The following is a 17,459-nucleotide window of genomic DNA, read 5'->3' on the forward strand; positions in this document are numbered from 1 at the left end:
CGCATGTTCGAACGCTTTCAGGCATTCTTCCAGAAGCTCACCACCGATCACTCCAGGAATGGTTTCGCTCCGGATGATCCACGCATCGCGGTGGCGGCGCTCTGCATGCAGGTCATGGAGGCCGACGGGCAGATCAAGGCCAGCGAGAAGAAGCGGCTGCGCAAGCTGTTGAAAGAGCAGTATGCACTCGACGGTAAACAGCTTGACGCCCTGATGGCCGCCGGGCTGGAAGCTGAAAGCTCGGCGGTCGATTATTACCGCTTCACCTCCGACCTAAAGCGCCATCTCAATACCGAGCAACGGCTGGAGCTGATCGGCGTCCTCTGGGACATCGTCTATGCCGATGGCGAACGCAGCGAGATGGAAGACCATGTCATCTGGCGTATTGCCGATCTGCTCGGGGTTTCCGCGCGCGAACGCATCCAGAAACGGCAGGAGGCCGCCGCTAGGGTCACCGATGTCCAGGTTGCACAAGATGATTCCGATTGAGCAAAATCCGAACCGCGACAGGCGCCCGATCCTCATCGTCCTGCATCAGGAACGGTCGAGCCCCGGTCGTGTCGGCCAGCTACTGGTCGAAAAAGGCTACCGCCTCGATATCCGTCGCCCGGTTCTCGGTGAGCCTCTTCCCGGAACACTCGAAGATCATGCCGGCGCCGTCGTCTTCGGCGGGCCGATGAGCGCCAACGATCCCGATGACTTCATCAAGAAGGAGATCGACTGGATCGAGGTTCCACTGCGGGAAAAACGCCCTTTTCTCGGCATCTGCCTCGGCGCCCAGATGCTGGTACGTCATCTCGGCGGCAAGGTGCAGCCGAATGTCGACGGCTCGACGGAGATCGGCTGGTATCCGTTGAGACCGACAGAGCGGGGCCGCCTGCTGATGCACTGGCCGAAGATGGTCTATCATTTCCACCGCGAAGGCTTCGAGCTGCCACACGGCGCCGATCTCCTGGCCGAAGGCGATGCCTATCCGAACCAGGCCTTCCACTACGATGGCAACGCCTGGGGCCTGCAGTTCCATGCCGAGCTCACCCGGGTGATGATGCATCGCTGGGTGGTGCACGGCGCGCATCGCTTCATTCTGCCGAATGCCCAGCAAGGCCGCGAGCACCTGGAAGGCCGCATGCTGTTCGATGCGCCGCTGAAAGCCTGGCTGACCGAATTCCTCGATATCGTCTTCGAGGGCAGGAGCCTGAAAGCGGCGCACCCTATCACGCTTCCTGCGTAGAATCGCGCGAATGCCGGATCAGGCTATGTCGCCGGCGCGTCGAGCGTATCGATGCTGCGCAGCTTCGGGAAACTCGAAGCCCAGATCGCCGCGACCGCAAGCGTTCCGACCCCGCCGATGATAACAGCCGGCACGGCGCCGAAAACCGATGCCATCGTGCCCGCCCGGAATTCCCCGAGTTCGTTCGAAGCGCCGACAAAGACCATGTTGACCGCATTGACCCGGCCGCGCAGCTGATCCGGCGTCCAGAGCGCAATCAGGCTTTCGCGCACATAGACCGACACCATGTCGGCTGCCCCCATCAGCGCCAGCGCGGCGATCGAGACTTCGGTATTGGTCGAGGCGCCGAAGATGATGGTTCCGACGCCGAACAGCGCAACGCCGATAAACATATAGAGGCCAGCACGGTGCTTCAGCGGATAGGCGGCGAGAAAGATCGCCATGACGATGGCGCCGAGCCCCGGCGCCGCGCGCAGCAGTCCGAGGCCCCAGGGACCGAGCGTCAGTATATCGCGGGCGAAGATCGGCATCAGCGCGGTGGCGCCGCCGAGCAGCACGGCAAAGAGATCGAGCGAGATCGCGCCGAGCACGACCTTTTCGGCACGGATGAAACTGAAGCCGCCGAGGATCATCGCCCAGCTCTTGGCCTCGCCCGTCGTCTTCTGCTCCGGCTTCGGGATCATGAAGAGAAGAGCCGCGCCGAGCACGGAGAAGATGACTGCTACTGTATAAGCGGTCGACGCGCTGACGCCATAGAGCAGGCCGCCGATGACCGGTCCTGTGATTGCCGCAAGCTGCCAGGACGACGAATTCCAGGCGATCGCATTGGAAAGGGCGTGTTCCGGCACGAGATTGGGTGCGAGCGACTGCACGGCCGGCGACATGAAGGCGCGTTCGATACCGAAGATCAAAAGCACCGCAAAGACCGGCCAGGGCGCGAACGTGTTTGTTGCCGTCATGACCAGCAGCGCCAGCGTGCAGAGTGCGCTCACCAGCGAACAAAGGGCGGCGATCGCCCGGCGATTGTGCCGATCAGCCACCGAACCGGTAACGAGGATGAGCAACAGCGATGGCAGGAATTGGACGAGGCCGATCAGGCCGAGATAGATCGCTTTGCCCGTCTGGTCGTACATCTGCCAGCCGACGGCGACGCTGACGATCTGCTGCGAGAAGGACAGCAGAAAGCGCGCGAAGAAGAAGCGCGTGTAGGACGAATGCCGAAACGCGGCAAAACGGTCTCCGGTGGGCGAAAACGACATGGGCGTTGTCCGAGGAAGCGGGCGCCGGGAATGGTTGGAAAGCCGCCCGTTAAACATGATTTGCCGTGCGTTCCCACACGGCACTTGCCCGTTTACTTGCCAATGTCTACATGTCTGTCAACAACCAATTGGAGACGACGATGTTTGCATTGTTTCAAACCATTGATTTGGTTTTGAATATTTATACGTGGATACTGATTGCCAGTGCCGTTTTCTCCTGGCTCTATGCGTTCAACGTCATCAATTCCAGCAATCAGTTCGTCAATTCGGTCGGCATGTTCCTCTATAACGTCACCGAACCCGCGCTGAAGCCGATACGGCGCTTTCTCCCCAACCTGGGTGGCATCGACATTTCCCCGATCATCCTGCTGGTGATCATCTTTTTCCTGCGCACCTTCCTCTGGACCACGCTGTACCCGCTGGTCGCGTGAACCCTCCCTGGAAGCTTTTCGATGACCATCTGCGCCTCGCCGTCCGGCTGACACCGAATGGCGGGCGTAACGCAATCGACGGCATCGAGGCGGATGGCGACGGCGAAGCCCTGCTGAGGGCACGCGTCACATCAGTCCCGGAGAAGGGCAAGGCCAACAAGGCGCTCATCCTTCTGATCGCCCAGTCGCTGCGCATTCCCAAGTCCAGTGTCAGCCTCGCCTCCGGCGAGACGGCGCGCAAAAAAATCCTCCGGATCGAGGGCGACCCAGAGGATTTGGTGAAAAAGCTTGAAATGCTGTTGCGCTGAGCAGGTCAGCCCTTCGCCTTCTTGGCGCGCTCGACGGCTTCGATGATGAGCTGGCCGGCTTCCTTGGAATCGCCCCACCCGAAGATCTTCACCCACTTGCCGGGCTCCAGATCCTTGTAGTGCTCGAAGAAGTGCTCGATCTGCTTCAGCGTGATTTCGGGAAGGTCGGTATAGTCCTTCACCTTCTCATAGCGCAGCGTCAGCTTCGGCGACGGCACGGCGATGATCTTCTCGTCCTTGCCGGAATTGTCTTCCATCTTCAGGACGCCGATCGGGCGCACATTGATGACGCACCCGGGAACCAGCGGGCGGGTGCTGGCGATCAGCACGTCGATCGGGTCGCCGTCTTCAGACAGCGTGTGCGGCACGAAGCCGTAATTGCCCGGATAGGTCATCGGCGTATAGAGAAAACGGTCGACGACGAGCGTGCCGGCTTCCTTGTCCATTTCGTACTTGATCGGATGACCGCCGACCGGAACCTCGACGATTACGTTGACGTCTTCAGGGGGATTCTTACCGATTGAAACGGCGTCGATGCGCATACGAAACTCCTGCGAGGTTGAATTGCTCGCAGCCAGATAATCAGTTTCATGCGGCAACGCAACATTGGAGATCACCAATGCGTGATGGCGCCGACGCGCAACGACATCAAATTTCCAGCAGGAGATGAGCGAACCGCCGGTAAAGCGGTTCAGTTCCAGATGAAGCCGATTTTCTTCAACTGTTTGTGGTCGAAATTTTCCATGCCTTCGCAGAAATCGATGCCGCCGTGGCTGCGATAGAAGCGGCTGGCGTTCTCGTTATCCTCGAGGCACCAGACGACCAACCCGTTGCAACCGAGCGACTTCAGGAGCCGGCGCGCCTCGCCGAACAGCATCCGCCCGAGGCCGATGCCCTGATATTCGGGGCGGAGATAAAGCTCGTAGATTTCGCCTTCCTGCGGCAGGGCACGAGCGCGGTTGAGGCCGAGCGTGGCGTAGCCGGCAACTGTTCCGGCGACATCGAGAACCAGCAGCGTCGCAGGTCCGCGCGTTGCCTTGCGCCACCAGTTTTCGCCACGCCGCTCGATCATCTGCGTCAGCGCACGATGCGGAATGATCCCCGCATAGGTGTGCTGCCAGGCAAGCCTATGCGTTTCCGAAATGGCTCGGGCATCGTGCGGCTCGGCCCGCCGGACATCGATCGACAACGTCTTCATAACGTTTACTCTGGTCCTGCCGGGGGCAATTAACCATATGCGACAGCGCATTCCGGTTGGTTGCCCACAGACTTAACATGTGGACGATGGTCAAATTTTAACGCTTTTTTAACGATTGTCACAAGTCGGAATCGACGCAGCGCACAATAAAAAACCCCGGCGCAAAGGCCGGGGTTCTAAAAAGGAATCTCTCAGAATGCTTAGAGAGCCGCCTTCGTCTTTTCGAACCGCTTGCGGTCGTTGGCGTCGAGATACATCTTGCGCAGGCGAATGGACTTCGGCGTGACCTCGACCAGCTCGTCTTCCTGGATCCAGGAGAGCGCCCGCTCCAGCGTCATGCGGATCGGCGGGGTGAGCTTGACGGCTTCATCCTTGCCGGCGGCGCGGATGTTGGTCAGCTTCTTGCCCTTGAGCACGTTGACTTCAAGGTCGTTGTCGCGCGTATGGATGCCGATGATCATGCCCATATAAACCTTCTCGCCGGCATCGATGATCATCGGGCCGCGGTCTTCCAGGTTGAACAGCGCATAGGCGACGGCTTCGCCGGCTTCGTTGGCGAGCAGCACGCCATTGACGCGGCCGCCGATCTCACCCTTGTAGGGCTGGTAGCTGTGGAACAGGCGGTTCATGATCGCCGTGCCGCGTGTATCCGTCAGCAGTTCCGACTGGTAGCCGATCAAGCCGCGGGTCGGTGCGTAGAAAACGAGACGGACGCGATTGCCGCCCGACGGACGCAGCTCGACCATTTCGGCCTTGCGCTCCGACATCTTCTGCACGACGACGCCGGAATGCTCTTCGTCGACGTCGATCAGGACTTCTTCGATCGGCTCCAGCAGCTGGCCGCTCTCATCCTTGTGCATGACGACGCGCGGACGCGAAACGGCAAGCTCGAAGCCTTCGCGGCGCATGTTTTCGATCAGAACGGCAAGCTGCAGTTCGCCGCGGCCGGAAACGAAGAATGAGTCCTTGTCGGCGCTTTCCTCGATCTTGAGCGCAACGTTGCCTTCGGCTTCCTTGAACAGGCGGTCGCGGATGACGCGGCTGGTGACCTTATCGCCTTCGGTGCCGGCAAGCGGCGAGTCGTTGACGATGAAGGACATGGTGACGGTCGGCGGATCGATCGGCTGCGCTTTCAGGGCTTCCGTCACCGACGGATCGCAGAATGTGTCGGCAACGGTGCCCTTGGAGAGGCCGGCGATGGCGACGATGTCGCCTGCATGCGCTTCTTCGATCGGCTGGCGCTCGATGCCGCGGAAGGCGAGGATCTTGGAAATACGGCCTTGTTCGATCAGCTTGCCGTCCTGGCCGAGCACCTTGACGGCTTGGTTCGGCTTGATCGAGCCGGACGCGATACGGCCGGTGATGATGCGGCCGAGGAAGTTGTTGGCCTCGAGGATCGTGCCGATCATTCGGAACGGACCCTCCTCGACCTTCGGCTCGGGCACGTGCTTGACGACGAGGTCGAGCAGCGGCGCGAGACCTTCGTCGGTCGGGCCGGACGGATCGTAATTCATCCAGCCGGCACGGCCGGAACCGTAAAGGATCGGGAAGTCGAGCTGCTCGTCGGTGGCATCAAGAGCGGCGAATAGGTCGAAGACTTCGTTGACCACTTCGTCGGCACGCGCGTCCGGGCGGTCGATCTTGTTGATCGCAACGATCGGGCGCAGGCCGACCTTGAGGGCCTTGCCGACGACGAACTTCGTCTGCGGCATCGGGCCTTCGGCGGCGTCTACGAGAACGATCGCGCCATCCACCATCGAGAGAATGCGCTCGACTTCACCGCCGAAGTCGGCGTGGCCGGGCGTATCGACGATGTTGATGCGCGTATCCTTCCACTCGATCGATGTCGCCTTGGCGAGAATGGTAATGCCGCGCTCTTTTTCGATGTCGTTGGAGTCCATCACGCGTTCCATGACGCGCTGGTTCTCGCGGAACGAACCGGATTGTTTCAGAAGCTCGTCAACGAGGGTTGTCTTGCCATGGTCAACGTGCGCGATGATCGCGATGTTGCGAAGTGCCATATGTCATAATCTCTGAGGCTGGGGCGCTACGCCAAGTGGACGCGCCATTTACGTTTGGCGCGCTCTTACCGTTTTTTTCGCGATTGCGAAAGGGGGTCGCGCGCGAAAGCTGCGGCATGGCTGTCACCATGCCGCGTGGGTATCTGTCATCAAATTGTCTTAGGCGTCGCTGCCTGTCAATTCCTCGAAGGTCGAAAGCCCCTTTTTGACGAGCATCGCATTCGGGCTCGGCAGCTTGCCGCGGAAGGCCTTGTAGGCATCTTCCGGATCGACCGAGCCGCCGACGGAATAGATATGTTCCTTCAGCTTGCGCGCCATATCGCCGTTGAAGGCATCTCCTGTTTCCTCGAAAGCGGCAAAGGCGTCGGCGTCCAGCACTTCCGACCACATGTAGGAGTAATAGCCGGCCGAGTAACCGCCGGAGAAGATATGCTGGAAGTGCGGCGTCGCGTGGCGCATGACGATCGACTTCGGCATGCCGATTTCGGCCAGCACCTCTGCCTGCACCGCCATCGGATCCTCGACGGTCTCTCGCGTATGAAACGCCATATCCACGAGCGCCGACGAGGTGAACTCGACGGTGTTGAAGCCGGCATTGAAGGTGCGGGCCGCCAGCACCTTGTCGAGCAGAGCCTGAGGCATCGGCTCCCCGGTTTCGAAATGCACGGCATATTGCTTTAGGATCGCCGGAACCGTCAGCCAATGCTCGTAGAGCTGCGAGGGCAATTCGACGAAATCGCGCGAGACACCGGTGCCCGAGACCGAGGGATAGGTGACATCAGAAAGCATGCCGTGCAGCGCATGGCCGAACTCGTGGAACAGCGTGCGGGCATCGTCGAGCGACAGCAGCGCCGGCTTGCCTTCGGCGGGCTTGGCGAAATTGCAGACATTGTAGATGATCGGCAGTTCGCCGCGGCGGCCGTTCTTCAGCTCCAGCCTATGCTGCGATTGCAGGGAGCTCATCCAGGCGCCGGAGCGCTTCGAGCTGCGGGCGAAATAATCGCCGAGGAACAGGGCGACCAGCCTGTCTTCCCGGTCTCTGATCTCAAAAACCCTGACGTCGGGATGATAGGCCGCCACACCCTTCTTCTCGATCGCGCGGATACCGAACAGCCGGCCGGCCACATCGAAACAGGCCTCGATGATCTTCTCGAGCTGCAGATAGGGCTTGAGCTCGGACTCGGAGAAATCGAACTTCCGCGCCCGGATCTTTTCCGCATAGTGGCGCCAGTCCCAGGGCATTACCTCATGATTGCGGCCTTCTTCGGCGATCAGCGCCGCGATATCGATCTCTTCCTCGCCGGCGCGTCTTACTGCCCGCGCCCAAACGGCCTTCAGCAGGCCGTTCACCGCATCGGCCGTCTTCGCCATCGTATTATCAAGCTTCAGCTCGGCGAAATTGCCGTAACCGAGCAGCGCCGCCACCTGATGGCGCAGCGCCAGCGTTTCCCTGATGACGGCGCGATTGTCTGTCTCCCCGTCATTCTCCCCGCGCGCCACCCAGGCCTTGAAAGCCTGCTCGCGTAGATCCCGGCGCTCTGAAAAAGTCAGGAACGGTTCGATGATCGAACGTGACAGCGTCACCGCATATTTTCCCTCTTCGCCGCGCTCGCACGCTGCCGCCGCCATCGCGTCGCGCAGGAATTCCGGCAGCCCGGCAAGCTCGGCGCCGTCGGAAAGCATGAGCGCCCAGGCCTTTTCGTCGGCCAGCACGTTCTGGCCGAATCGGGTGCCGAGGCCGGCAAGCCTTTCGTTGATCGCGGCAAGCTTCTCCTGCTCGGCCTTTTCGAGCTTGGCGCCCGACTTGACGAAGCCCTTCCAATGGCGTTCGAGCACGCGTGTCTGTTCGAGCGTCAGGCCGAGGCTTTCGCGCTTCTCCCAGAGCGTGTCGATGCGGGCAAAAAGCGGGGCATTCATGCCGATCTTCGAATAGTGGCGCGACAGCTTCGGCGAGATCTCCCGCTCCAGCGCCTGGATCACATCGTTGGTATGGGCGCCGGCCTTGTTCCAGAACAACGCCGAGACGCGCGACAGCGCATCGCCGGCAATCTCCAGCGCCACGACCGTGTTCTCGAATGTCGGCGCTGCGGCGTTGCCGGCAATCTCGTCGATCTCCCGTTCATGCTCGGCAAGCGCCGCATCAAAAGCGGCGGCGAAATCGCCGTCATCGATAACATCGAACCTCGGCAGCCCGTGCAGGCCGTCCCAATTGACCAGCGCCGGATTGAAATCATGTGGAGAAGGCATCGGAGAATCCTTTTTGGCAGGCGATTGGATGGTAAATATAGGAGAGCCGCCACAGAATTGGTATGTCGTCCGACGAACCCTTTGCCGGGTCGAGCGATCTGACGCACGTCAGCCAAAGCTAGTGGACAAGATTTGACAACCGCAAATTAACCATTTGTTAACGATTGACGCGAATCAGGCACAGGCGCTAGTTTCCAGGTGATCTTCCTGCCAGGGGACATGCGCCATGGAAATTTTTTCCCTGCGGTCTTCTCAGAGTTTGCTGTTTAAAAACAACCCTAACAACGCAAGAAATTCAAAGACCGCCGATATTCAAATCGAGACCAAGGCTCCGGCCCCGGTTTCGTTCCAGCTCGAAGATAATCTCGACGAGGGGCCGGATTTCACCGCCGTCAGCCCTGGAGAGCTGCGCAACTACGCCCGCCAAAGCTTCGATAGCGGCCTGATCGATCAGAACACTTACGCCGCGATTTCCGAACCATTGCCGATGCATGCGATCGATCCACTGGGCAATATCATCGATCTCTCCAGCGTCACCGACGGCACGAGTTTCAATTTCCTCGATTATTATAAGAATCAGTTGCAGGTCGCCATGTCGATTGGCGACCCCCAAGAAGTCCAGACGCTGAAATCGATCGTCAGTTTCCTGAATGCATGATCGCAGTCAGGCCCTGCGCCAGCCGATGAGGCCGGGCGCTGCATGCCATAGCGCCTGGGCGGCAAAGCCCATGAACAGCACGCCGGACGAGCGCACGATCAGCCGCTCATGTGCGCGATAAAAGCGGCGCACCGCACCCGCGCCAATGATGCCGATCAGGATGATGTCGGCGGTCACGAACCCCAGGAAGGACACAACGAGAAGCACTGGCAGCGCCTCGAAATCGAGCGCGCCGGCCGAACCGGCGACCAGCGCCGTGAATGTGGCAAGCGCCACCGGATAACCCTTGGGGTTGGTGACGCCGAAAATGAGGCCACGCCGGAATGGCCGCTCGACCACAACAAGCGCCTGCCCATCTGCTTTCGCCCTAGCATTGACGGCGCTCCAGCCGATCCAGGCGAGATAGAAACCACAGGCGAGCCCGAGCAGATCGAAAACGAAGGTTCCGATCGTCTTTGCCCCGACGATCGCGATCAGCGCCAGCGTCGACCAGATGAGATCCCCGACGAGATGCCCCATCATGAACAAAGCCCCGGCCTTGCGCCCCTGCCCGGCGCCGATGCCAAGCAACTGCAGGAAGGCAGGTCCCGGAATGAGCACGTAAAACAGCGCCGCCAGAAAGGCGCCGAAGAGCAAGGACTGCGTCATGGAAATGCTCCCGAGGATGATCGAGCAGACTAGGCGATCACGGCCATCCGTCAAGGGTGGTTACGCGGCCACGAAAATGGAGATGCCACCGTCGCGTAATTCACGCAGCAATTGAAGCGCGCTCGGCGTTTGCCGGCGGGCTCAATGTCGTCGTTTAGTCTTGGCGTGACTGTTTGATCTCGACAGGCGTCCTCATGATGATTTCCCGGTGCGGGAACGGGATCGACACGCCAGCTTCCTTGAACGCGTCCCAAAGCGCCATCAGCACCTCGCCCCTGACATTCGTCAGACCATTTGCGGGATCGGAGATCCAGAAGCGGAGCCGGAAATCAAGCGACGAAGCGCCAAAGCAGGTAAGCCAGCATACCGGCGCCTTGTAGTTGTTTGCAACGCGATCCACCGTGGAGGCAGTCGCGATCGCGATTCTAGCGACCTCATGTGGATCGCTGTCGTAAGCCGTACCGAAGTCGACGTCGATCCTGACGTAGTCGCTGGAGAACGACCAGTTGACGACCTGTTGGGAGATGAAGTCCTCGTTGGGGATCAGGTATTCTTTGCCGTCACGCGTGATGACCGAGACGAACCGCGAGCGCAAATCACGAATCGAACCGAAGGTATCTCCGAGGGTGATCGTGTCGCCTGGCTTGATGGATTTATCGAGGAGGATGATGATGCCGGAGATGAAGTTCGATACGACTTTCTGAAGGCCGAAACCTATTCCGACGCCAACTGCGCCGGAAAAAACCGTCAATGCGGTAAGGTCGATGCCGGTCGCTGATAAGGCAATTGCGCCCGCGATCATGATCAAGCCGATTTTTATGAACTTGCTGATCAGGACCTTGATCGATGGCGAAAGGTCGCCCGACCTCTGCACCCAATGGGACAGGACATTTCCGAGGAGAACAGCCACCCAGATGAGCGCGATGGCCAAGACGACCGCTTTTAGCACAAGAAGGAATGAAAGGCGCACAGCCCCCAAATTGACAGCCAGGCCATCGAGCGCGGAGAGCACTGGCCCGTCAAGCCGGAGCGCATACAACGCGACGTAGCTCCAACTGACGATCGCGACCGTTCGCGACAAGGTGGGATTGCGGATAATCTTGGTCAGCACGGAGATGAGGAACCACGCCGCCGTCAGCGTCAGGGCAGTCGAGACGAGCCACCGTTGCGACGGCCAGGTGTTTTGCGTCAAGACGACGTTTGCAAGCCATAGCCATACCGCAAGAAAGAGCCATTTCAAGCGCCGCATAAAGGCGATTATGACGCGCAACAGGTCCGGATTACCTTTGATGCGCCTGGCCTTCGAATCCAGCGCAGGTTCGGTTCGGGAGGCTAAGAAGGACGCTGCGACGTAACCGACGGCGATAATCCCGACTTGATAGAACGTCCATTCGCTCAATACGAATGTTCTGAACCACTGTTCGAACGCGTCGATTGTCTGCCTGACATCCATGGTTCTGGCCTTTGTAGAGCTTCAAGGCAGATAAGGCGTCGAGACGATGTTTGTTCAATTCATCCCCTGATGGCCGGTGACCCTACGCTTCCACGGAAAGCTGAACCCGTTCCGCAAAAAAAGCCCGCGCGACAAAGCCGGCGGGCTCAATGCAGTTCGAAAGCGAAGCGTGATTACTTCACGAGGTTACGCTTGCCGAGCGTGCGCAGGCGCAGCGCGTTGAGCTTGATGAAGCCGGCCGCATCCTTCTGGTCGTAGGCGCCCTGGTCGTCCTCGAAAGTGACGAGCTTGTCGGAATAGAGCGACTTTTCGCTCTCGCGGCCGATGACCATGACGTTACCCTTGTAGAGCTTCAGCGTCACCTCGCCCTCGACATGCTCCTGGCTCTTGTCGATCAGCGCCTGCAGCATCTCGCGCTCCGGCGAGAACCAGAAGCCGTAATAAATCAGCTCCGCGTAACGCGGCATGATCTCGTCCTTGAGGTGGGCGGCACCCCGGTCGAGTGTGATCGATTCGATGGCGCGATGCGCCGTGAGCAGGATCGTGCCGCCGGGTGTTTCATAAACGCCGCGCGACTTCATGCCGACGAAGCGGTTTTCGACGAGGTCGAGACGGCCAATGCCGTTGTCGCGGCCATAGGTGTTGAGCGTCGCGAGCAGCGTCGCCGGCGACATCTCGACGCCGTTGATCGAGACGGCATCGCCCTTGCGGAAGCCGACCTTGATCACCGTCGCCTTATCGGGCGCGGCCTCAGGCGAGATCGTGCGCATATGCACATATTCCGGAGCTTCCTGTGCCGGATCTTCCAAAACCTTGCCCTCGGAAGAGGAGTGCAGCAGGTTGGCGTCGACGGAGAACGGCGCCTCGCCCTTCTTGTCCTTGGCGACCGGGATCTGGTGCTGTTCTGCAAAGGCGAGCAGTTCCGTGCGGCTCTTGAACGCCCAGTCGCGCCACGGTGCGATGATCTTGATGTCGGGGTTGAGGGCATAGGCGGAGAGTTCGAAACGGACCTGGTCGTTGCCCTTGCCGGTCGCACCATGGGCGATCGCATCCGCGCCCGTCTTGCGGGCGATATCGATCAGATGCTTTGAGATCAGCGGACGGGCGATCGAGGTGCCGAGCAGGTAGACGCCCTCGTAGACGGCATTGGCGCGGAACATCGGGAAGACGAAATCGCGCACGAATTCCTCGCGCACATCCTCGATATAGATTTCCTTGATGCCGAGCATCTCGGCCTTCTTGCGCGCCGGCTCCAGCTCTTCGCCCTGGCCGAGATCGGCGGTGAAGGTGACGACTTCGGCGCCGAGTTCCGTCTGCAGCCACTTCAGGATGATCGAGGTGTCGAGGCCGCCGGAATAGGCGAGCACGACTTTCTTCACGTCTTTGTACGATGCCATGATGATGAGGTCCGTTGAATAATGGCCGGCGAAAACCCGGTGTCGCGGCACTTTTAGCGAGATTGGCGCGTGACGCAAGGGCAAGTGCGACAGCGCATGGCGCCGATACCGTTTGACAGTGCGAAAGCGGCACCCATATTCCGCAACGTGCGAACAACGCTCGAGGAGGGGCTGTCCCCGTGACGAATATTCAAGACATTTTCAAGAAGTCCAATGTCGCCGTCATCACCGGCGGCGCATCCGGCATCGGCCTTGCCGCGGCGAAATATTTCGCCGGGCGCGGCATGAGCGTCGCCATCGCCGATCTCGGCGGCGATCGGCTGGCTGCCGCCGCCGACGAACTCAAGGGCATTGCCGGCGAAGAGGAGGTCATGGCGGTCGAGACCGACGTGGCCAGCAGGGACTCGCTCGAGGCGCTCGAACGCGCCGTGCTCCAGCGTTTCGGCCGCGTGCACGTGCTGATGAACAATGCCGGCATCGGCCCGGAGACCTCGCTCTTCAGCCCACAGGCCAATTGGGATCATATCTTGGCCGTCAACCTGATGGGCGTCGTCAACGGCACGCGGACCTTCGGCCCGAAGATGCTGTCCCACGGCGAGCCCGGCATGATCATTAATACCGGCTCGAAGCAGGGCATTACAACGCCGCCGGGCAACCCCGCCTACAACATCTCCAAAGCTGGCGTGAAAGTCTTTACCGAAGCGCTCGAGCACGAGCTGCGCAACATCGAGGGGGCGAAAATCTCCGCCCATCTTCTGATCCCCGGCTTTGTCTTCACCGGCCTCACCAAGGGCGACCGCGCGGAAAAGCCGGCCGGTGCCTGGACACCGGAACAGACGATCGATTTCATGGTCGAGAGTCTCGAACGGGGCGATTTCTATATTCTCTGCCCGGACAACGACGTGGCGCGCCCGGTCGATGAACGGCGCATGGCCTGGGCGATCGGCGATATTATCGAGAACCGCCCGCCCCTGTCGCGCTGGCACAAGGACTATGCCGACAAGTTCAAGGCCTTCCTGGAGCAGAAGTGATCGGCGCCATCAGGAGGTTTGATTGGTAATTTTCTGCAAGCCGGGTAAGAGATCATAGCTCACTTTCCGGCTTTCAGAGTATGCCCATGGATTTCGTGCCCAGCCTGCCGACGCTTCTCGCCTTTGCCGCCGCGACGCTGCTGCTTGCGGCCACTCCGGGCCCCGACATGACGCTGTCGATCAGCCGCGCGCTGGCGCAGGGCAAGAAGTCTGCCCTCTTCGTCGTCGTCGGCACCAGCCTCGGCATCGTCGTCCACACCATGCTGGTCGCTTTCGGTATCTCGGCGCTGATCACCGCTTCGCCGACCGCGTTCCTGATGCTGAAAACCGGCGGCGCCGCCTATCTGTTCTGGCTGGCGGTGCAGGCGATCCGATTCGGCTCGAAACTCACCGTCGCCAAGGTCGAGTCGCAGAAGGGCAGCGCACTGTCGAACATTTCGTCGGGCTTCTGGGTCAACCTGCTGAACCCGAAGGTCATCATCTTCTTCATGACTTTCCTGCCGCAATTCGTCAGCGCCGGTGATCCCGCCGTGACCGAGAAGCTGCTTTTCCTTGGGCTTTGCTTCATTCTGATCGGCATGCCTGTCAATGCCAGCGTGATCTTCGCCGCCGACTGGCTCGCCGGCTGGCTGCAGAACAACAAAAAGGTGCTGCGCGGCATGGACTATACTTTTGCCGGCGTCTTCTCGATCTTCGCCGCCAAGATCCTGCTCACCCAGGCAAGATAGCCCACGCTGTCGGTTCACCCGATCAGCACCCTGCCGGTTTAGCCGATCAGCAACGCATCGTCATCCAGTGTCTGGCCACGCATCTTGCGGAACATGGCGATCAGATCCTCGACCTGCAGGTTCTTTCTGTTGTCGCCCGCGACATCGAGGACGATCTCGCCCCCGTGCAGCATGATCGTGCGGTGGCCGTAATCCAACGCCTGGCGCATGGAATGCGTTACCATCATCGTCGTCAGCTTGCGCTCGGTAACGATTTTCTGCGTCAGGTTCATCACGAACTCGGCCATGCCGGGATCGAGCGCTGCCGTATGTTCATCGAGCAGCAGCACCTCCGAACCGGAAAGCGTTGCCATGACGAGCGAAACGGCCTGTCGCTGTCCACCCGAAAGCAGATCCATACGATCCTTCAACCGGTTTTCCAGCCCGAGGTTGAGCTCGGCGATCCGCTCCTTGAAAGTGTCCCGGCGTTTGCCGCCAAGCGCTGGCGCAAGTCCGCGCTTTTCGCCGCGCCGGGCCGCCAAAGCGAGGTTTTCCTCGATCGACAACGAGCCGCAGCTTCCCGTCAGCGGATCCTGGAAGACACGCGCCACCAGGCCCGCACGCGCCGCCGTCGACCTGCGGGTCACCTCGTTCTTGCCGATCAGCACCTGTCCCTCGCTCGGAATGACGTCGCCGGCGAGCACGCCGAGCAGCGTCGATTTGCCGGCGCCGTTCGAGCCGATGACGGTCACGAAGGAGCCTTGCTCGATGGTCAGGCTGACGCCGTTCAGCGCCTGTTTCTGCAGCGGCGTGCCGCGTCCGAAAACGACCTTGATATCCCTAACGCTGATCAAGATGCGGCACCTCTGCGAAGACGAGGAAGAATGAGCGCGAAGGTCACCAGCACCGCCGTGACGAAGTTGAGGTCGGAGGCCTGCAGGCCGATGACGTCGCTCGACAGCGCCAGCTGGATCGCGATGCGATAGAGGATCGAACCGAACACGCAGCCGATGAGCGCGATCAGGAGACCACGCCGCCCGAGCAGCGTCTCGCCAATGATGACCGCCGCGAGACCGACGACGATCGTGCCGACCCCCGAAGTGACGTCGGCAAAGCCGTTGGTTTGGGCGAACAATGCGCCGCCGAAGGCCACCAGTGCGTTCGAGATCGCCATGCCGAGATAGATCTGCCGGCTGGTATCGACGCCCTGGGCGCGGGCCATGCGCGCATTGGCGCCGGTCGCGCGCATCGCCAGTCCGGCATCGCTCTCCAGGAAGCGCCAGACCAGCACAAGCGCAACAATAACCAGAACGCCGACGAAGAGCGGCCGCACGTAGAAATCGCGAAGGCCATGGCCGAAGAAGGGGCTGATCATCGTATCGGCATTGATGAGCGCGACATTGGGTTTTCCCATCACTCTCAGATTGACGGAAAAGAGCGCGATCATCGTCAGGATCGAGGCGAGCAGGTTGAGGATCTTGAAGCGCACATTGAGCAGCGCCGTCACCATGCCGGCCGCAGCGCCCGCCGCCATCGCCATCAGCGCCGCAAGCCAGGCATTGACGCCTGATATGATCAACACAGCGGTCACCGCTGCGCCGAGCGGAAAGGAACCGTCCACCGTCAGATCGGGAAAGTCGAGGACGCGGAAGGCGAGATAGACGCCGAGAGCGACGAAGGAGTAGACTAGGCCGAGCTCGACGGCCCCCCAGAATGCAATTTGGCTCAAGGCTTTCAGCCCCTTTTTTGTTTCAGTTCCGCCCGTCGCGAAACCGCAGCCTTGTAATACTTCAGCCGCCCCCGTGCAAACGGGAGCGGCTGAATGTGAACGGTCGGTGGAATTCCGGCCGATTATTCGATGACCTTGTTGGCGCGCTTAAGCACGCTCTCAGGCAGCGTAACGCCCATCTTTGCCGCGGCGGCCTTGTTGACGACGAGATCGCTGCCGGCGGCCGTCTTGACCGCGATGTCGCCGGGGTTTTCGCCCTTCAGCACGCGCACGACGATTTCACCCGTCTGCTTGCCGACATCGTAGTAGTTGAAGCCGAGGGCGGCGATCGAACCGCGCGAAACCGAATCCGTATCGGCGGTGAAGAGCGGCAGCTTGCTTTCCTCGGCAACTGCGACAGCGCCCTCGAGTGCGGAGATGATCGTGTTGTCGGTCGGGATGTAGATCGCATCGGCGCGGCCGACGAGCGCGCGTGCCGCACCCTGAACCTCGGCCGACTTGGTGGCGGCCGATTCGACAACCGTCAGGCCGGCCTTTACGGCCTCGGCCTTCAGCACGGCGAGCAGCGAAACCGAGTTCGCCTCACCCGAGTTGTAGAGGTAACCGATCGTTTTAATCTTCGGCACGATTTCCTTGATCAGCGCCAAGTGCTCGCCGACAGGCGACATGTCGGAAAGGCCGGTAACGTTGCCGCCGGGCTTGTCCATATTCTTGACGAGCTGGGCGCCGAGCGGATCGGAGACGGCGGTGAACACGACGGGAATGTCGCGCGTTGCCGAGACGACCGCCTGGGCCGAGGGCGTGGAGATCGGCACGATGACATTGGGCTCGTCGCCGGCGAACTGGCGGGCGATCTGGGCAGCGGTGGCCGGATTGCCCTGCGCCGATTCAAATAGGAATTCCAGATTCTCGCCATCTTTGTAGCCGGCCGCCGTCAGCACATCGAGAACGCCCTTGCGGGCTGCATCCAGCGCCGGGTGCTCCACGATCGCCGTCACGGCAACGGTCACATCATCCGCCTTTGCCGGCAGGGAAAGGGCCAAAGTGGCGGCAAGAGCGAGCAGAATCGGGCGCATGGGTATCCTCCTGAATGATTTTGGCGGCACTATTAGGAAAAGCGCATACTTAAATCAATGCAGGA

Annotated in this window: 18 protein-coding genes; 7 read left to right on the top strand and 11 right to left on the bottom strand. The window is 60.5% G+C overall.

The genetic code is table 11. The features are described from left to right. Positions 1-3: 3 nt before the first annotated feature. Together J0663_RS07510 and J0663_RS07515 are read left to right on the top strand one after the other, a co-directional pair. A complete protein-coding gene (locus J0663_RS07510; protein ID WP_207243798.1) occupies positions 4-489 on the top strand; it encodes a tellurite resistance TerB family protein in 486 nt (161 codons plus the stop codon). Next, a complete protein-coding gene (locus J0663_RS07515) occupies positions 458-1,231 on the top strand; it encodes a glutamine amidotransferase (RefSeq protein WP_375337056.1) in 774 nt (257 codons plus the stop codon). The genes J0663_RS07510 and J0663_RS07515 overlap by 32 nt, the downstream gene beginning before the upstream one ends. A gap of 23 nt (positions 1,232-1,254) precedes the next feature. Here J0663_RS07515 and J0663_RS07520 read toward each other — a convergent pair whose 3' ends face one another. Next, positions 1,255-2,490, bottom strand: coding sequence for an MFS transporter (locus J0663_RS07520; protein WP_207243800.1), 1,236 nt, complete (start codon positions 2,488-2,490; stop codon positions 1,255-1,257). Positions 2,491-2,630: 140 nt separating this feature from the next. Between J0663_RS07520 and J0663_RS07525 the strand changes: the two genes are divergently transcribed. Together J0663_RS07525 and J0663_RS07530 are read left to right on the top strand one after the other, a co-directional pair. Then, on the top strand, positions 2,631-2,921 hold the full coding sequence (locus tag J0663_RS07525; RefSeq protein WP_246590381.1) for a YggT family protein: 291 nt from the start codon (positions 2,631-2,633) through the stop codon (positions 2,919-2,921). Further along, positions 2,918-3,229: a DUF167 domain-containing protein gene (locus tag J0663_RS07530; RefSeq protein WP_207243801.1), complete on the top strand. Its 312-nt coding sequence runs from the start codon at positions 2,918-2,920 to the stop codon at positions 3,227-3,229. The genes J0663_RS07525 and J0663_RS07530 overlap by 4 nt, the downstream gene beginning before the upstream one ends. Before the next feature lie 5 nt (positions 3,230-3,234). Here the strand turns inward: J0663_RS07530 and ppa are convergent, their stop codons facing one another. The 4 genes from ppa to J0663_RS07550 all read right to left on the bottom strand — a co-directional run bounded on the left by ppa (position 3,235) and on the right by J0663_RS07550 (position 8,695). Beyond that, positions 3,235-3,771: an inorganic diphosphatase gene (gene ppa, locus J0663_RS07535; protein ID WP_064707990.1), complete on the bottom strand. Its 537-nt coding sequence runs from the start codon at positions 3,769-3,771 to the stop codon at positions 3,235-3,237. Between the two features lie 149 nt (positions 3,772-3,920). Beyond that, positions 3,921-4,427 (bottom strand): GNAT family N-acetyltransferase, encoded by a 507-nt coding sequence (locus tag J0663_RS07540; RefSeq protein ID WP_207243802.1) that lies wholly within the window; start codon positions 4,425-4,427, stop codon positions 3,921-3,923. Positions 4,428-4,627: 200 nt separating this feature from the next. Next, positions 4,628-6,448: a translational GTPase TypA gene (typA, locus tag J0663_RS07545; RefSeq protein ID WP_207243803.1), complete on the bottom strand. Its 1,821-nt coding sequence runs from the start codon at positions 6,446-6,448 to the stop codon at positions 4,628-4,630. 159 nt (positions 6,449-6,607) lie between these two features. Beyond that, positions 6,608-8,695, bottom strand: coding sequence for a M3 family metallopeptidase (locus tag J0663_RS07550; RefSeq protein WP_207243804.1), 2,088 nt, complete (start codon positions 8,693-8,695; stop codon positions 6,608-6,610). 226 nt (positions 8,696-8,921) lie between these two features. Here J0663_RS07550 and J0663_RS07555 point away from each other — a divergent pair, with 226 nt between their 5' ends. Continuing rightward, complete coding sequence (locus J0663_RS07555) at positions 8,922-9,353, top strand: hypothetical protein (protein WP_207243805.1); 432 nt, start codon at positions 8,922-8,924, stop codon at positions 9,351-9,353. A gap of 6 nt (positions 9,354-9,359) precedes the next feature. Here the strand turns inward: J0663_RS07555 and J0663_RS07560 are convergent, their stop codons facing one another. The 3 genes from J0663_RS07560 to J0663_RS07570 form a co-directional block, all read right to left on the bottom strand. Then, entirely contained in the window at positions 9,360-10,001 is a 642-nt protein-coding gene (locus tag J0663_RS07560; protein WP_207243806.1) for a LysE family translocator, read from the bottom strand. 154 nt (positions 10,002-10,155) lie between these two features. Further along, positions 10,156-11,454 (bottom strand): mechanosensitive ion channel family protein, encoded by a 1,299-nt coding sequence (locus J0663_RS07565; RefSeq protein ID WP_207243807.1) that lies wholly within the window; start codon positions 11,452-11,454, stop codon positions 10,156-10,158. 173 nt (positions 11,455-11,627) lie between these two features. After that, positions 11,628-12,851, bottom strand: coding sequence for an argininosuccinate synthase (locus tag J0663_RS07570; protein WP_207243808.1), 1,224 nt, complete (start codon positions 12,849-12,851; stop codon positions 11,628-11,630). A 179-nt stretch (positions 12,852-13,030) separates the two neighbouring features. Between J0663_RS07570 and J0663_RS07575 the strand changes: the two genes are divergently transcribed. Both J0663_RS07575 and J0663_RS07580 read left to right on the top strand, forming a co-directional pair. Next, positions 13,031-13,882, top strand: a complete 852-nt coding sequence (locus J0663_RS07575; protein ID WP_207243809.1) for an SDR family NAD(P)-dependent oxidoreductase — start codon at positions 13,031-13,033, stop codon at positions 13,880-13,882. 86 nt (positions 13,883-13,968) lie between these two features. Next, positions 13,969-14,610, top strand: a complete 642-nt coding sequence (locus J0663_RS07580; RefSeq protein ID WP_207243810.1) for a LysE family translocator — start codon at positions 13,969-13,971, stop codon at positions 14,608-14,610. Between the two features lie 38 nt (positions 14,611-14,648). On the opposite strand, the gene J0663_RS07585 is transcribed toward J0663_RS07580, so the two are convergent. The 3 genes from J0663_RS07585 to J0663_RS07595 form a co-directional block, all read right to left on the bottom strand. Next, positions 14,649-15,443, bottom strand: a complete 795-nt coding sequence (locus J0663_RS07585; protein WP_207243811.1) for an ABC transporter ATP-binding protein — start codon at positions 15,441-15,443, stop codon at positions 14,649-14,651. Next, entirely contained in the window at positions 15,440-16,318 is an 879-nt protein-coding gene (locus J0663_RS07590) for an ABC transporter permease (RefSeq protein ID WP_207243812.1), read from the bottom strand. The genes J0663_RS07585 and J0663_RS07590 overlap by 4 nt, the downstream gene beginning before the upstream one ends. Before the next feature lie 122 nt (positions 16,319-16,440). Then, positions 16,441-17,394 (bottom strand): ABC transporter substrate-binding protein, encoded by a 954-nt coding sequence (locus tag J0663_RS07595; RefSeq protein WP_207243813.1) that lies wholly within the window; start codon positions 17,392-17,394, stop codon positions 16,441-16,443. Positions 17,395-17,459 lie beyond the last annotated feature (65 nt).

This window comes from Rhizobium lentis (assembly GCF_017352135.1).
GTDB lineage: Bacteria > Pseudomonadota > Alphaproteobacteria > Rhizobiales > Rhizobiaceae > Rhizobium > Rhizobium lentis.

Coding starts and splice junctions, on each gene's coding strand:
- J0663_RS07525 (WP_246590381.1), top strand. CDS start 2,631: ATGTTTGCATTGTTTCAAACCATTGATTTGGTTTTGAATATTTATACG.
- typA (WP_207243803.1), bottom strand. CDS start 6,448: ATGGCACTTCGCAACATCGCGATCATCGCGCACGTTGACCATGGCAAG.
- J0663_RS07560 (WP_207243806.1), bottom strand. CDS start 10,001: ATGACGCAGTCCTTGCTCTTCGGCGCCTTTCTGGCGGCGCTGTTTTAC.
- J0663_RS07570 (WP_207243808.1), bottom strand. CDS start 12,851: ATGGCATCGTACAAAGACGTGAAGAAAGTCGTGCTCGCCTATTCCGGC.
- J0663_RS07510 (WP_207243798.1), top strand. CDS start 4: ATGTTCGAACGCTTTCAGGCATTCTTCCAGAAGCTCACCACCGATCAC.
- J0663_RS07580 (WP_207243810.1), top strand. CDS start 13,969: ATGGATTTCGTGCCCAGCCTGCCGACGCTTCTCGCCTTTGCCGCCGCG.
- J0663_RS07550 (WP_207243804.1), bottom strand. CDS start 8,695: ATGCCTTCTCCACATGATTTCAATCCGGCGCTGGTCAATTGGGACGGC.
- J0663_RS07520 (WP_207243800.1), bottom strand. CDS start 2,490: ATGTCGTTTTCGCCCACCGGAGACCGTTTTGCCGCGTTTCGGCATTCG.
- J0663_RS07595 (WP_207243813.1), bottom strand. CDS start 17,394: ATGCGCCCGATTCTGCTCGCTCTTGCCGCCACTTTGGCCCTTTCCCTG.
- J0663_RS07555 (WP_207243805.1), top strand. CDS start 8,922: ATGGAAATTTTTTCCCTGCGGTCTTCTCAGAGTTTGCTGTTTAAAAAC.
- J0663_RS07540 (WP_207243802.1), bottom strand. CDS start 4,427: ATGAAGACGTTGTCGATCGATGTCCGGCGGGCCGAGCCGCACGATGCC.
- J0663_RS07565 (WP_207243807.1), bottom strand. CDS start 11,454: ATGGATGTCAGGCAGACAATCGACGCGTTCGAACAGTGGTTCAGAACA.
- ppa (WP_064707990.1), bottom strand. CDS start 3,771: ATGCGCATCGACGCCGTTTCAATCGGTAAGAATCCCCCTGAAGACGTC.
- J0663_RS07515 (WP_375337056.1), top strand. CDS start 458: ATGTCCAGGTTGCACAAGATGATTCCGATTGAGCAAAATCCGAACCGC.